Raw genomic sequence first — 14,435 nt, 5'->3', positions numbered from 1 at the left:
GCCATGTCACTGTCATTGTTAAACCGCTCACGCGCCCTGCTCCACAGCGTTGCCCCGGAGTTTGACGAGCGCTTGGCGGCCATTGCCTTCGCTGACCGCGAAGGCCCCCACAGTGAAGTCATCGCACTGTTCAAAAAGCACGGCCCGGTTGGCCTGCTGGTTAACCGCGCGGCCGGCGGGCTGGGCGCCAGTATTCTGGAAGCGGTGCATGTGCAGATCGCTCTCGGTGCGCGCTCGCCGTCGCTGGCAGTCGCCAGCACCATGCACCAGTTTTCCGTGGCCAGCCTGCTGGCACTCACGCAAAACGGTGGCGGCGCCGAGGGCCTGTTATTGGCCGCGGTCGCGCAAAACCGCTTGCTGCTGGCCTCGGGGTTTGCCGAGGGCCATTCGGGCGCCGGTATTCTCGACTCGACCATGCAGGCAGTGCACACCCCGGAAGGCGTGTTGCTCAGCGGCAGCAAGAAGCCCTGCTGCCTCGGGCAGTCGATGGACTTGCTGACTGCCAGCTATACCCGTCAGGGGCCCGAGGGCGAAGAGCTGATGGTCGCGTTGATTCCCGCCAACGCTGCGGGCATCACCCGCTTGCCGTTCTGGCAGAACAGCGCGCTGGCCGCCGCCGAAAGCATCGAGGTGCGCCTCAATGAAGTGTTTGTGCCCGAGCGCATGCTGTTTTCCGCCGGCTACAAACACCTGTTGGGCGATGTGCAAACCGTGGGTTTCATCTGGTTCGAGCTGTTGATCTGCGCGTCCTATGTAGGTGCCTGCGCCGGCCTGATCGAATCCGTGACCGACGCCGCACGCTGGACCGCCCATCACCGCGTCGACCTGGCGGCCAACCTGCAATTGGCAATCAGCGCTCTGGAAGGCGCAGCGCTGGACATCGAGCGTAACCCCAACGACCTGCCAAACGTGCTCGCCCGCCTGTTGCTGGTGCGCTACGGCATCGAGCAACTGCTCACCCAGCTCTCCGACCAGGCCCACGCCATGCTCGGCGGAATGGCGTTTATTGCCGGCAACCAAAGTTCGAACTGGGTGATGGCCGTCCGTGGCCTGCAATTTCACCCGCCGGCGAAGATCTCCATGGCCAGCAACCTCGACACCTATTTGTCCCACTCAACCTTCAGCATCGCCGGAGCGCACCCATGAACCTGCCTGGAAAAATCATCGTTATCACCGGCTCCGCGCGCGGCCTGGGCCATGCTGCCGCCAGCAAGCTCAAGAGCCAGGGCGCCACGGTGATCGGCCTGGACATTCTGGCGCCGCAAACGCCTGAGCTGCTGGATGCGTTTTACCAGGTTGACCTGGGCGACCGCCGCGCCCTGGCAGAGGTGATTGGCGCCATCAGCACCGACTTCGGCGACATCGACATCCTGATCAACAACGCCGGCACCTTGACCCTGGAACGCGGTGAAACCGGGGTGACCGATGAGGTCACGCGGGCGGTTGACGTGAACCTGTTTGCGCCGTGGCAACTGGTCTCCGGGTTCTTGCCGGGGTTGCTGCGCAAGCGCGGCAAGGTAGTCAACGTGTCGTCGCTGTTTGCGCTGGTGAATGCACCGTATGTGGCCGCCTATGCCGCCAGCAAACGCGCGCTGAGCGCGTATTCCGACGTGCTGCGCATGCAGTACCGCGGGCAGCTCGACGTGGTCACGGTGTACCCCGGTTTTATCGACACCGCGATTCATTTGCCGGCCCAGCGGGTTGGCCTGTCGGTCAAGCGTCTGGTGACGTTCATGTGGGGTGACAAGACCCTGCTGTGCCTGGAAGAAAAACTCGACGCCGCCTCTGACGGCCTGGTGCGCGCCTGCCAGAAAGACGGCCTGCGCAACCGTGGGTTGACCTTCATGGGCACGCTGGCGATGTACACCGCGCGCAGCCTGCCGAGTGTGGTCGATGCATTCATCGCTCTGCGCCTGCGCACGTTGACCCGTGGCGGGCACTTGGCGCTCAAACCTGAACTGATCGAGTAACGCGCCGCCAATGGCCAGTCAACTCCACTCCAAGCCGCAGGTTCGCCTCGACCGTGCCCTGTTCAAGGCCCGGCCGGGCGAGTCCCTGCTGGTCATCGGTTACGCCTTGAGCCTCTACGTGCTGCCGCTCGCGTTGTTTGTGTGGGTGGCCAACAACGCCTCCACCGGCTGGGTGCTGCTGAGCGCGCCGCTGCTGGTGTTGGCGGGCTATGGCTTGTTTCTGCAAGCGATCCTTGGGCATGAAGGCTTTCACTTCAACCTGAGCGCAAACCCGATGCGCAGCTGCTACCTGGGCATTCTCACCAGTTCGCTGCTGCCGGGGTTCTGTGTGACGGGCTACTTCGTCGATCACTGGCAGCACCATCGCTTCAACAACAGCCCGAAGGACCCGGACTACCGGCACTTTTCACGCTATCGCAGCCTGGCGAGCCGCATTGCCGTGTCGCGTTTGGCGGCCACGTCGAATTACCTGCACGCCACGCTGCGCCTGGCGTTCGGGCCGCAGAACGAACCCTCGCCGTTGCCCTTGAGCGCGGCGCACGTTCAGCGGCTGGCGCGCTGCAACCTGGCGTGCCAGCTCGGCTGGCTCGGCCTCTACACGCTCGCCATGGTGTGGGTCGACGGTTTGCTGTTGGGGTTTGGCCTGACGCTGGCGGTCGCGTTTCTGCTGTCGGCGGTCAACGCGTATCAGGAACACGCGTTCAGTGCCGGCCCGCAGCAGCCGCCTGCGCGCTCACGCACCTCGCGCCTGAGTACCTGGCTGCACGCTGGCTCGAACTTTCACCTGGAACACCATTTTTACCCGGCCGTGCCGTGCTGGCGACTGCCGCGCGTGCACCGTCAACTGCTGGATTCGGGATGGTACGCCGACAAGCACTACCTGCTGGAAAGGCGCTTCGTCGCGTCTTTCAAGTACGCCACCGGCAGCCACCCCTACCGTGGAGACACGGTAAACGACTGACCTCACCGCCTAATTTCCCTATGGATTTCCCGCCTGACGTTTCAGGCCGCAGGAGCACCTATGTCATTTGATATTGATAGCCACATCGAAGTCGAACGCGAACAACTCTTCAGCCACCCGCTGTTCGCCAATATCCGTACCGTCGAAGACGTGCGCACGCTGATGGAGTTTCACGTGTTTGCCGTGTGGGACTTCATGACGCTGCTCAAGCGTATCCAGCGCGACCTCACCTGCGTGGAGTTGCCCTGGGTGCCGCCGGTGCACATCACCGCCGCACGCCTGATCAATGAAATCGTGGTGGGTGAAGAGACCGACGAACACCCCGACGGCGGTTTTATCAGCCACCTGGACCTGTACCTCATCGCCATGGATGAAATCGGCGCCGACAGCAGCGTGTTCCGCCGCTTCCTCGCGGCCATCCAGGCCAGGGTGCCGTTGGCCAAAGCCCTCAACGACGGCGAGATTCCGCTGGCCGCCAAAGTGTTCATGTGCCAGACCCTCGACATCGCGCAGCACGGCTCCACCGAGGCGGTGCTCGCGTACTTCTTCTTTGGCCGTGAAGACATCATCCCCGACATGTTCGGTCGCCTGCTCGCGCAATGGTCGGTCAGCGAAACCGAGGTGCCGATGCTCACCTATTACCTCAAGCGCCACATCGAAATGGATGGCGACGAACACGGCCCGGCGGCCAAACGCATCATCGCCGAAATCGTCACCACCCCCGAGCAACACCAGCACATGGTCGAGAGCGCCAAAACCGCGATCAATTCGCGCATCGACCTGTGGGACGGCGTGAATCAGTTTCTCCTGGAAAAAGCCCGACGCACTGCGCAGCGCCCTGTGCGCCAGGTTGAACACAGCTTCTGAAACCGCTTGAACAGTGACGCGCAAACACAGGAACCGGAACATGACCAAAGGCAAGCTTATAAAACTGACACTGTGCGGCGTCGTGGTCGGGGGGCTGTTGTTGCTCGGCTGGCAGCGCTGGCAGTACTCAAGCGCCTACGTGAGCACCGATAACGCGGAGCTCGACGGGGTGATCATTCCGGTGCGGGCCAAGTTGTCCGGCGTGGTGATGAGCGTGCCGGTGATGGACAACACCACGGTGGAAAGCGGCGACCTGTTGTACCAGATTCGCGACAGCGAATATCAGTACCAGGTAGAGCAGCGTGAGGCGCAATGGCAAGCGTTGCTCTCCGCCGCAGGGCGCAGTGGCAGCCCGGGTGCGCTGGACAGCCAGATCCTCGGCGCGATAGCCATGCGCCAGGCGGCGCAGGCGGCTCTGGCGCAATCGAGCGCGAACCTTGAGCAGGCACGCAACGACTACCAGCGCGCGCGTCGCCTGGCCGCCCAGGGTGTGTTGAGCACCCAGGACCTGGAAGTGGCCAAGGCGCATTTCGAGGCGCTCAGCCATGCCCAGGAAGCTGCGCGCAGCAACACCCAGGCCGCAGCGCAAAGTACCCTGGCAGGCAAGGCCGAGCTGAAGGTGCAGGACTATCGCATCGCGGCGGCCCAAGCCGAACTGGAACAGGCCAAAATCAAACTGCGCGACGCCCGCCAGACCGCGCCCGTGCGCAGTATCGTCTCGAAAAAAGAGGTGGAGCCTGGCCAGTTCGTGGTCGCCGGCCAAAAGCTGTTGAGCCTGATCGCCACTGACCCGCTGTGGATCACCGCCAACTTCAAGGAAACCCAGGTCGGGCGCGTGCGCGTCGGTCAAGCCGCCAAAGTCACCGTGGATGCGTTTCCCGAGCATGCCTTCAACGGAGTCGTCGAAAGCCTGGCACCGGCCACCGGGGCGAAGTTTTCCTTGCTGCCGCAGGAGAACGCCACCGGTAATTTCACCAAGGTGGTGCAGCGCGTGCAGGTGCGCATCGCCCTCAAGGACGTGCCGGATGACTACAAGGCGTTATTGAGCCCAGGCATGAGCGCGTTCGTCGAAGTCGCCACACAACAGCACGGCAGCCAGACGCTATGAGGTCGCCGTACCTGATTGCGTTCACCGTGACGCTGGTGTCGATGATGGAGTTGCTCGACGTGACCATCGTCAACGTCGCCATTCCCAGCTTGATGGGCACTTACGGCGCCTCGGTCGATGAGATTTCGTGGGTGTCCACCGGCTACGTGGTCGCCAACGTGGTGATCCTGCCGGTCAGCGGCTGGCTGTCGGCGTGGTTCGGCCGGCGCACGTATTACCTGGTCTCCACCGCCGTATTCGTGCTGGCGTCACTGGGGTGCGCAATGTCGACCGAACTGTGGCAACTGGTAGCCTTTCGCGTGCTGCAAGGCCTGGCGGGCGGCGGGTTGCTGGGGATTTCCCAGGCGATCATCTACGACGTGTTCCCCAAGGAAAAAGTCAGCAGCGGCATGGCCTTGTACGGCGTGGGCGTGATGATGGGGCCAACCCTGGGGCCGACTGTCGGTGGTTACCTGATCGACACCCTGTCGTGGCACTGGATCTTCCTGATCAACCTGCCGATCGGCGCTGTGGCGCTGATGCTCAGCTGGCTGTGCATCAGCGATTCGCCCAACGAAAGCAAACCCACCAGCGTTGACTACAGCGGCTTCTGCCTGCTGGCGCTGGGGGTCGGCAGCCTGCAGATCCTGCTGGAACGTGGCGAGCATTGGGACTGGATGGAGTCCAACTGGACGGTCGCCTGCCTGCTGCTGAGCAGTTTCAGTTTGGTCGGGTTCTTCTGGTGGGAGCGACGTGTCGCCAACCCGATCGTCAACGTCGCGCTGTTTCAGAACCGCGAGTTCCTGATGGGGTGTATCTGCGCGTTTTGCGTGGGGTTCGGGCTGTACAGCACGCTGTTCATGGTGCCGTTGTTCTTGCAGACACTGCTGGCGCAAAGCGCTTACCAAAGCGGGCTGGTGATTTTCCCCGGCGCGGTGGCGAGCGCCATCAGCACCCTGGTCATCGGCAAACTGTCCCAGGAAAACAAGATCGACGAGCGTGTTTTCGTCACCCTCGGCATCGTCATGTACTGCTATGCGATGTTCCTGCACACCCAGTTCACCCTCGACAGCAACCCCGACTCGCTTTACTGGCCGCTGGTGATTCGTGGCCTGGGCCTGGGCATGATCTTTGTGCCGCTGACCAACCTGGCCATGCGCCGCTTGCCGCTGACGTTGATCTCCGGCGCCTCGGGCGTGTTGAACCTGATGCGCCAATTGGGCGGCAGCGTCGGCATTGCAATCGCCGCCACCCTGCTCACGCGGTTCTCGTGGGAGCGCTATCGCCTGCTCTCGGAACACGTCACCGAATCGAGCTTGATTGCCAGCGGCTGGGGGGGCGTGGAATCCAACCCGCTGTTTCTCTCCCTGGGCCTTGCCAGCCATCAACAAGCCCTGGCCTTGATGCCTTACCTGCAAGCGCGTGAACAAGCGCAAATGCTCGCCTTCAGCATGCTGTTCGGCACGTTGGGCGCGGTCATGGCCATCGGTATTCCCATGGTGCTGATGATGCGCAGAAGCACCCTCAGCCGATAATTTTTTCAGTGGAGCACACCCCCTTGCGTATTTCAGGGCTGAAATTCCAACACCCTTCCCTGCTCTGGCTGGCCCTGTTCTGCCTGCCGGCACAGGCTTGGGCGGACGACCTTTACCAGCTGTACCAGAAGGCGCTGACCCATGACATGAAGTTCGCCGCCGCTCAGGCGCAACAACTGGCCACGGCAGAAAAGGAACCGCAAAGCCGCGCCAACCTGCTGCCGGACCTGTCCGTCACGGGCGGCGCGGCCTGGGTCGATTCCGACGAGTCCAACGATATCCGCCGCAACCGCAATAACACCAATGCCTACGCCGTGGTCCTCACCCAACCGCTGCTGCGCTGGCAGAACGTGATCGCCCATGACCAGAGCAAACTGTTGATCAGCGCCAGCGAGGTGCAGACCGAACAGGCGCGCCAGGACTTGATGCTGCGCGTGGCCCGCGCCTACTTTGACGTGCTGCTCAATCAGGAACTGTTGAACACCCGCACGCAACAGTTGCAGACCCTGCTCGAAAACCAGGACCGCAGCCGCCGCTTGCTGGCCGACGGCGCCACCACCGCGAATGCGCTGGAACAGATACAGGCCAAATATGACCAGGCGTTTGCCGAACAGATTGCCGCCCGTGGTGCACTGGACATCGCCACCGAAACGCTGACTCAACTGACCGCCGCCCAGGCGCGCCCGTGGTCAGGCAAAGAGCCGCCGTTCAGCGCCCCGGTGCCCGCCGCCATCGGCGACTGGGCGACCACGGCGCAACAGGGCAACCTCGCCGTGCAACAGGCGCAAATTGCCCAACGCCTGGCAGAAATGGACATCGACAAGGAACAGGCCGGCCACTTGCCCACCCTGGACCTGATCGCCGCCCATGGTCGCTTCGCCTCGGTAGGCGGTGATGTCTACGACGTCACGCTGCCGGAAAACCGCTATACCCAGACCGTGGTGGGGGTCAAATTGAGCGTGCCGCTTTACGGCGGTGGCCGCACCAGCAGCCGCGTGCGTGAGGCGCATGCGTTGCAGACCAAGGCGTTGGATGAACTGGAAGACGCGCGCCGCAGCGCCGGCTTGATGGCCCGCCAGGCGTACCTGCAGGTCACCAGCGGCATCAGCCAATTCGAGGCCCTCAAACAGGCGCTGAAATCCAGCCAGGTCAACCTCACCTCGGTGACCCACGGCTTCGAGGCCGGTTCGCGGATTAATACCGATGTGCTGGACGCCCAGCAGAAGGTCGCCGACACCCGGCAACGTTTGGCTCAGCAGCGCTATGCGATTCTGCTGGCGCAACTGAACCTGTTGGCGTCTACCGGAAACCTCAACGACCTGCGGCTGCAGGAAGTCAGCCGCCTGCTGAATTGATAAAACCTGCGCGGTGTCTCTTGCAGCCCGCGCAACAGTCTTTTGTCATCAAGGCCATTGATAGCTCCCTAACGAAACCCCCATTGTGGGGTGCTTATCTGCCGCTTATATCATTCCGAATGATAGTTACCTTTGGTTCATTCGATTCGTGACATAGCACCTCGCCGCGCATGATCCGCCCATCTCAATACATTGGCGGATGCACCTCATGGAACAGTCACTCAAACATTTGCGCTTCCCCCTGGCGATTTTGGCCGTGGTGGTGATGAGCGCATGCGGCAAGAGCCCGGAACAAGCGGCCGCCATGCCCCCTGCAAAAGTCAGCGTGGCCAAGGTGCTTGAACAACCGGTCAATGAGTGGGATGAATTCACCGGTCGCCTCGAAGCCCCGGAAACCGTGCAGATTCGTCCGCGCGTGTCGGGCCAGATCGATCAGGTCGCGTTCACCGAAGGCGCCTTGGTAAAAAAAGGCGACTTGCTGTTCCAGATTGACCCGCGTCCGTTCCAGGCTGAAGTGCGTCGCCTTGAAGCCCAGCTCGCACAAACCAAAGCCGCCGCCAGCCGCAGTGACAACGAAGCACAACGCGGCGACCGTCTGCGTCAGAGCAACGCGATCTCCGCCGAACTGGCCGACTCGCGCACCACCGCCGCCCAGGAAGCCCGCGCCGCTGTCGCCGGCATCCAGGCGCAACTCGACCTGGCCAAACTCAACCTGAGCTTCACCCGCGTGACCTCGCCGATCAGCGGCCGCGTCAGCCGTGCCGAAATCACCGCCGGCAACCTGGTGACCGCCGACACCACCGCGCTGACCAGCGTGGTGTCGACTGACAAGGTTTACGCCTACTTCGACGCCGATGAGCGCGTGTACCTCAAGTACACCCAACTGGCACGTGAAGGCCGTCGTGGCGCGACGACCCCGGTGTACCTGGGCCTGTCCAACGAAACCGGCAACCCGCACCTGGGCCAGATGAACTTCGTCGACAACCAGGTCAACCCGGCCACCGGCACCATTCGCGGTCGCGCCGTGTTTGATAACAGCAAGGGCGAATACACCCCTGGCCTGTATGCACGCCTGAAGCTGGTCGGCAGCGGCACCTACTCCGCCGTGCTGATCAACGACGAAGCAGTCGGCACCGACCTGGGCAAGAAGTTCGTGCTGGTGATGGACGGCGACAAGCCGGCTTATCGCGCGGTCGAACTGGGGCCGAAGCTCGAAGGCTTGCGCATCGTGCGCAGCGGCCTGAACAAGGACGACACCATTATCGTCAAGGGCCTGCAACGCGCCCGCCCGGGGTCACCGGTTGCGCCGGAAACCATCCCGATGGCCAGCAAGGAAACCCTCGCCGCCCTGGCACAACAACGACAAGCGCTTGAAGCCAGCAACCTGGAGCAAGTGGCGCCGGAAAAAACCGCGTCCAAGCTCGCAGCCGTCGCGGCCCCACGCGGTTAAGGGATACAACTCAAGATGAATTTTTCCAAGTTCTTCATTTCGCGGCCGATCTTCGCAGCGGTGCTGTCGCTGTTGATCCTGATCGCCGGCGCAATCTCGCTGTTCCAATTGCCGATCAGCGAATACCCGGAAGTGGTGCCGCCAACGGTTGTGGTACGTGCCAACTTCCCGGGCGCCAACCCTAAAGTCATCGGTGAAACCGTGGCCGCTCCCCTGGAGCAGGCGATCACTGGCGTCGAGAACATGCTGTACATGTCCTCGCAGTCGACCGCCGACGGCAAGCTGACCCTGACCATCACCTTCGCCCTGGGCACCGACCTGGACAACGCGCAGGTGCAAGTGCAAAACCGGGTGACGCGTACTCAGCCAAAACTGCCTGAGGAAGTCACGCGCATCGGTATTACCGTGGACAAGGCCTCGCCAGACCTGACCATGGTGGTTCACTTGACCTCCCCGGATCAGCGTTACGACATGCTTTACCTGTCCAACTACGCGATCCTCAATATCAAAGATGAGCTGGCGCGCCTGGGCGGCGTGGGCGACGTGCAGTTGTTCGGCATGGGCGACTACTCCCTGCGCGTATGGCTCGACCCGAACAAGACGGCCTCACGCAACCTGACCGCGACCGATGTGGTCAGCGCTATCCGCGAGCAAAACCGTCAGGTGGCAGCCGGTGCACTGGGCGCCCAGCCTTCACCGACAGACACCAGCTTCCAGTTGTCGGTGAATACTCAGGGCCGCCTGGTTACCGAGGAAGAGTTCGAGAACATTGTGATTCGTGCCGGCGACAACGGTGAAATCACTCGCCTCAAGGACATCGCCCGGGTCGAACTGGGGTCCAGCCAATACGCGCTGCGCTCGCTGATCGATAACCAGCCCGCTGTCGCGATTCCGATTTTCCAGCGCCCCGGTTCCAATGCCATCGACATCTCCAACGATGTGCGCAGCAAGATGGCCGAGCTGAAAAAGAGCTTTCCGGCAGGCATGGATTACCGCATCGCCTATGACCCGACGATCTTTGTACGCGGCTCTATCGAAGCGGTCGTGCACACGCTGTTCGAAGCACTGATCCTCGTGGTGCTGGTGGTGATTCTGTTCCTCCAGACCTGGCGCGCCTCGATCATTCCGTTGGTGGCGGTGCCGGTATCGTTGATCGGTACATTTGCGGTGATGCACCTGTTCGGGTTCTCGCTCAATGCCTTGTCGTTGTTCGGATTGGTACTGGCCATCGGCATCGTGGTGGATGACGCCATCGTGGTGGTGGAGAACGTCGAGCGCAATATCGAGCTGGGCCTGGAGCCGTTCCCGGCCACTGAAAAAGCCATGAGTGAAGTGACCGGCCCGATCATCGCCACGGCGCTGGTGCTGTGTGCGGTGTTCATTCCAGCTGCCTTTATCAGTGGCTTGACCGGGCAGTTCTACAAACAGTTTGCCTTGACCATTGCGATCTCCACGGTGATCTCGGCGTTTAACTCGCTGACCCTGTCCCCTGCCCTGGCCGCCGTGTTGCTGCGCGGTCACGACGCGCCGAAGGATCGCTTCTCGAAGTTCCTCGACAAGATCTTCGGCGGCTGGCTGTTCCGTCCCTTCAACCGCTTTTTCGAAAAGGCCAGCCATGGCTACGTGGGGACCGTTCGCCGGGTAATTCGCGGCAGTGGGATCGCCCTGTTCGTGTACGCCGGCCTGATGGTGCTGACCTTCTTCGGGTTCGCCCACACCCCGACCGGTTTCGTGCCGGCCCAGGACAAGCAATACCTGGTGGCGTTCGCCCAACTGCCCGACGCTGCAAGCCTGGATCGCACCGAAAGCGTGATGAAGCGCATGTCGGAGATCGCCCTGAAACAGCCCGGCGTAGAAGCCGCGATTGCATTCCCTGGCCTGTCGATCAACGGTTTCACCAACAGCCCGAACAGCGGCATTGTGTTTGTGACCTTGAAGCCCTTCGATGAGCGTAAAGACGCGAGCATGTCGGCCGGCGCGATTGCCGGAGCGTTGAATGGCCAATACGCCAACATTGAAGAAGCCTACATGGCGATCTTCCCGCCGCCGCCGGTACAGGGCCTGGGTACGATTGGCGGGTTCCGCCTGCAGATCGAAGACCGTGGCAACCTCGGCTATGACGAGCTGTATAAAGAAGTGCAGAACATCATCGCCAAGAGCCACGGTGTGCCTGAACTGTTCGGCCTGTTCACCAGCTACACGGTCAACGTGCCGCAAGTCGATGCCGCCATCGACCGCGAAAAGGCCAAGACCCACGGCGTGGCAATCAGCGACATCTTCGACACGCTGCAGGTCTACCTGGGTTCGTTGTATGCCAACGACTTCAACCGCTTCGGGCGTACCTACCAGGTCAACGTGCAGGCTGAGCAACAGTTCCGCCAGGACTCCGATCAGATCGGCCAACTGAAAGTGCGCAACAACAAAGGCGAGATGATCCCGCTGGCGACCTTTATCAAGGTCAGCGACACCTCGGGCCCGGACCGCGTGATGCACTACAACGGCTTTATCACCGCAGAAATCAACGGCAACGCCGCGCCGGGCTACAGCTCTGGCCAGGCGCAGGTCGCGATTGAAAAACTGCTGAAAGACGAACTGCCCAACGGCATGACCTACGAGTGGACCGACCTGACCTATCAGCAAATCCTCTCGGGTAACACCGCACTGTTTGTGTTCCCGCTCTGCGTACTGCTGGCGTTCCTGGTACTGGCCGCCCAATACGAAAGCTGGAGCCTGCCGCTGGCGGTGATCCTGATCGTACCGATGACGCTGCTGTCGGCCATTACCGGGGTGATTATCTCGGGCGGCGACAACAACATCTTTACCCAGATCGGCTTGATCGTACTGGTGGGCCTGGCGTGTAAGAACGCGATTCTGATCGTCGAGTTTGCCAAGGATAAACAGCAGGAAGGCATGGACCCGCTCGCTGCGGTACTCGAAGCCTGCCGCCTGCGTCTGCGGCCGATCCTGATGACCTCGTTCGCCTTCATCATGGGTGTGGTGCCACTGGTGTTGTCCAGCGGTGCCGGTGCCGAGATGCGTCATGCCATGGGCGTGGCGGTGTTCTCCGGGATGATCGGGGTGACCTTCTTCGGTCTGTTGCTGACGCCAGTGTTCTACGTACTGATCCGTCGCTATGTGGAGCGCCAGGAAGCGCGCAAAGCGGCCAAGGCCTTGAAGCTGGAGACACAGCAATGAGCGTGAAAGTCTTTCTGCCGAGCCTGCTGGTACTGGCGCTCGCCGCCTGTGCCGTAGGCCCGGACTACAAAACCGAGAAACTGGAGGCGGCCAATATCACGGCCGCCGCCGACACCAAAAGCTATGACCACGCCAAGTACGAAGGCATCTGGTGGCAGCAGTTCGACGACCCGACCCTCGACCAACTGGTGACCCAGTCGTTGGACGGTAACCGTGACCTGCGTGTGGCGTTTGCCCGTCTGCGGGCGGCACGCGCCATCCGTGATGACGCGGCCAACGACATCATGCCGGTGGTCACCAGCCGGGTCAGCAGCGATGTGGGCAAAGGCCAGATTCCCGGCCAGACCACCCGGCGCGTCAACAGTGAACGCTACGATCTGGGCCTGGACATGGCCTGGGAAGTCGACTTGTTTGGCCGTATCCGCCGCAACCTGGAGGCCAGCGACGCTGACCAACAAGTAGCCGAAGCCGACCTGTACCAACTGCAAGTCAGCATGATTGCCGAGCTGGTGGACGCCTACGGTCAACTGCGCGGCGCTCAATTGCGCGAACGCATTGCCCTGGACAACCTGAAGAACCAGCAGGAATCGCGCACCATCACCGAAAGCCTGCGCGATGCCGGCGTGGGTGATCAGCTCGACGTGGAACGTGCCGACGCACGTTTGGCGGCGGTTGAAGCCAGCGTGCCGCAACTGCAAGCCGAGCAAGTGCGCGAGCGTAACCGCATCGCCACCCTCCTCGGCCAGCGCCCCGACAAGCTGAGCGTGGACCTGAGCCCCAAAGCCCTGCCGGCGATTGCCAAGGCGCTGCCGATTGGCGACCCGGGGCAACTGCTGCAACGTCGCCCGGACATTCTCAGTGCCGAACGCAAACTCGCCGCCGCCACCGCGCGTATCGGCGTGGCCAAGGCCGACCTGTTCCCACGGGTGAGCCTCAGCGGCTTCCTCGGCTTTACCGCCGGGCGGGGTTCGCAGATTGGTTCGGCAGCGGCGAATGCCTGGTCCCTCGGCCCGAGCATTACCTGGGCTGCGTTCGACCTGGGCAGCGTGCGTGCGCGGTTGCGCGGCGCGAATGCCGAGGCTGACGGCGCGCTGGCGACCTATGAGCAGCAAGTGTTGCTGGCACTGGAAGAATCAGAGAATGCCTTCAGTGATTACGGCAAACGCCAGCAGCGCTTGGTCTCGCTGATTCGTCAAAGTGAGTCCAGCCGCGCGGCGGCTGACCTGGCGGCGATTCGTTATCGCGAAGGGACGGTGGACTTCCTGGTGTTGCTGGATGCCCAACGTGAGCGTCTGGCGGCCGAGGACTCACAGGCTCAGGCGGAAGTGGATCTGTATCGCGGGATTGTGGCCATCTACAAAGCGTTGGGTGGTGGCTGGCAGCCGGACACGGTGGTGGCTAGCAGCAAGTGATGTAAAGAGCTCCTTTGGTTGGTCGCATCCAGCCAATTTTTAGCCCCGTGATCCATTCGGTCACGGGGCTTTTTTTTGGCTTGTGTGTTGGTTTGCTGGGGGCATATCCGTTGCTGCGGTTACGGCTGATATGGGTTCCGCCCTTACGGCGGGTCACTTTTGGAAAAGAGCACCAAAAGTAACCAAAAGGGCTCTTGCCCCACCACTCGGCACCTCGCTATGGCTCGGTGTGCCCTCACTCCGGCTTTGGACCGTGGGCCGCCGCAATGGGCCATCCTTGGCCCAGTGCGGCTAACCCGGCGTCCTGCCGGGTTACCCACGCTCCAAAGCCTGCGTTCGGCCAGCGTGGTTAACGGGGCGCCTCAGATCAAGATCAAAATCTAAAGCACGGCGGCCTGACAGCCGACCTGAGTGGTGTGGATCAAAAGCAGTCAAGTGTGGGAGCTGGCTTGCCTGCGATGGCGTCAACTGGGTTTGCTTGAAGTACCGAGGCGTCTGCATCGCAGGCAAGCCAGCTCCCACAGAAAAGCTCAACAGTGTGTGGAGGTATTGAAGTCTTACTCGGTCAAAACTGTGGGAGCGGGCTTGCTCGCGAATGCGGTG

10 protein-coding genes are annotated in these 14,435 nt (G+C 62.0%); all 10 read left to right on the top strand.

Going from position 1 to position 14,435, the window contains the following annotated elements:
• The first annotated feature begins 3 nt into the window (after positions 1-3).
• The 10 genes from Q7C20_RS00050 to Q7C20_RS00005 all read left to right on the top strand — a co-directional run bounded on the left by Q7C20_RS00050 (position 4) and on the right by Q7C20_RS00005 (position 13,832).
• Complete coding sequence (locus tag Q7C20_RS00050) at positions 4-1,146, top strand: acyl-CoA dehydrogenase (protein WP_375064244.1); 1,143 nt, start codon at positions 4-6, stop codon at positions 1,144-1,146.
• Positions 1,143-1,970 (top strand): SDR family NAD(P)-dependent oxidoreductase, encoded by an 828-nt coding sequence (locus tag Q7C20_RS00045; protein ID WP_375064242.1) that lies wholly within the window; start codon positions 1,143-1,145, stop codon positions 1,968-1,970. Before Q7C20_RS00050 ends, Q7C20_RS00045 begins: the two co-directional genes overlap by 4 nt.
• Positions 1,971-1,980: 10 nt before the next feature.
• Positions 1,981-2,931 carry a fatty acid desaturase family protein gene (locus Q7C20_RS00040; protein ID WP_375064241.1) on the top strand — a complete coding sequence of 317 codons (951 nt, stop codon included), beginning with the start codon at positions 1,981-1,983 and terminating at the stop codon, positions 2,929-2,931.
• Between the two features lie 60 nt (positions 2,932-2,991).
• Complete coding sequence (locus Q7C20_RS00035; RefSeq protein WP_375064239.1) at positions 2,992-3,798, top strand: DUF3050 domain-containing protein; 807 nt, start codon at positions 2,992-2,994, stop codon at positions 3,796-3,798.
• Positions 3,799-3,838: 40 nt separating this feature from the next.
• The gene (locus Q7C20_RS00030) at positions 3,839-4,906 is read left to right on the top strand and encodes an HlyD family secretion protein (protein WP_375064237.1); all 1,068 of its coding nucleotides are present in this window, start codon (positions 3,839-3,841) and stop codon (positions 4,904-4,906) included.
• On the top strand, positions 4,903-6,420 hold the full coding sequence (locus Q7C20_RS00025; RefSeq protein ID WP_375064235.1) for a DHA2 family efflux MFS transporter permease subunit: 1,518 nt from the start codon (positions 4,903-4,905) through the stop codon (positions 6,418-6,420). Before Q7C20_RS00030 ends, Q7C20_RS00025 begins: the two co-directional genes overlap by 4 nt.
• Positions 6,421-6,443: 23 nt before the next feature.
• A complete protein-coding gene (locus Q7C20_RS00020) occupies positions 6,444-7,775 on the top strand; it encodes a TolC family outer membrane protein (RefSeq protein WP_375064233.1) in 1,332 nt (443 codons plus the stop codon).
• Between the two features lie 208 nt (positions 7,776-7,983).
• On the top strand, positions 7,984-9,225 hold the full coding sequence (mexE, locus tag Q7C20_RS00015; RefSeq protein ID WP_375064231.1) for a multidrug efflux RND transporter periplasmic adaptor subunit MexE: 1,242 nt from the start codon (positions 7,984-7,986) through the stop codon (positions 9,223-9,225).
• A gap of 15 nt (positions 9,226-9,240) precedes the next feature.
• Positions 9,241-12,420 carry an efflux RND transporter permease subunit gene (locus Q7C20_RS00010; protein WP_348056458.1) on the top strand — a complete coding sequence of 1,060 codons (3,180 nt, stop codon included), beginning with the start codon at positions 9,241-9,243 and terminating at the stop codon, positions 12,418-12,420.
• A complete protein-coding gene (locus Q7C20_RS00005) occupies positions 12,417-13,832 on the top strand; it encodes an efflux transporter outer membrane subunit (RefSeq protein ID WP_375064229.1) in 1,416 nt (471 codons plus the stop codon). Before Q7C20_RS00010 ends, Q7C20_RS00005 begins: the two co-directional genes overlap by 4 nt.
• The last annotated feature ends 603 nt before the right edge of the window (positions 13,833-14,435 follow it).

This window comes from Pseudomonas sp. AMR01, assembly GCF_041946035.1.
GTDB lineage: Bacteria > Pseudomonadota > Gammaproteobacteria > Pseudomonadales > Pseudomonadaceae > Aquipseudomonas > Aquipseudomonas antarctica_B.
This window is presented reverse-complemented; position numbering and strand designations above follow the sequence as displayed.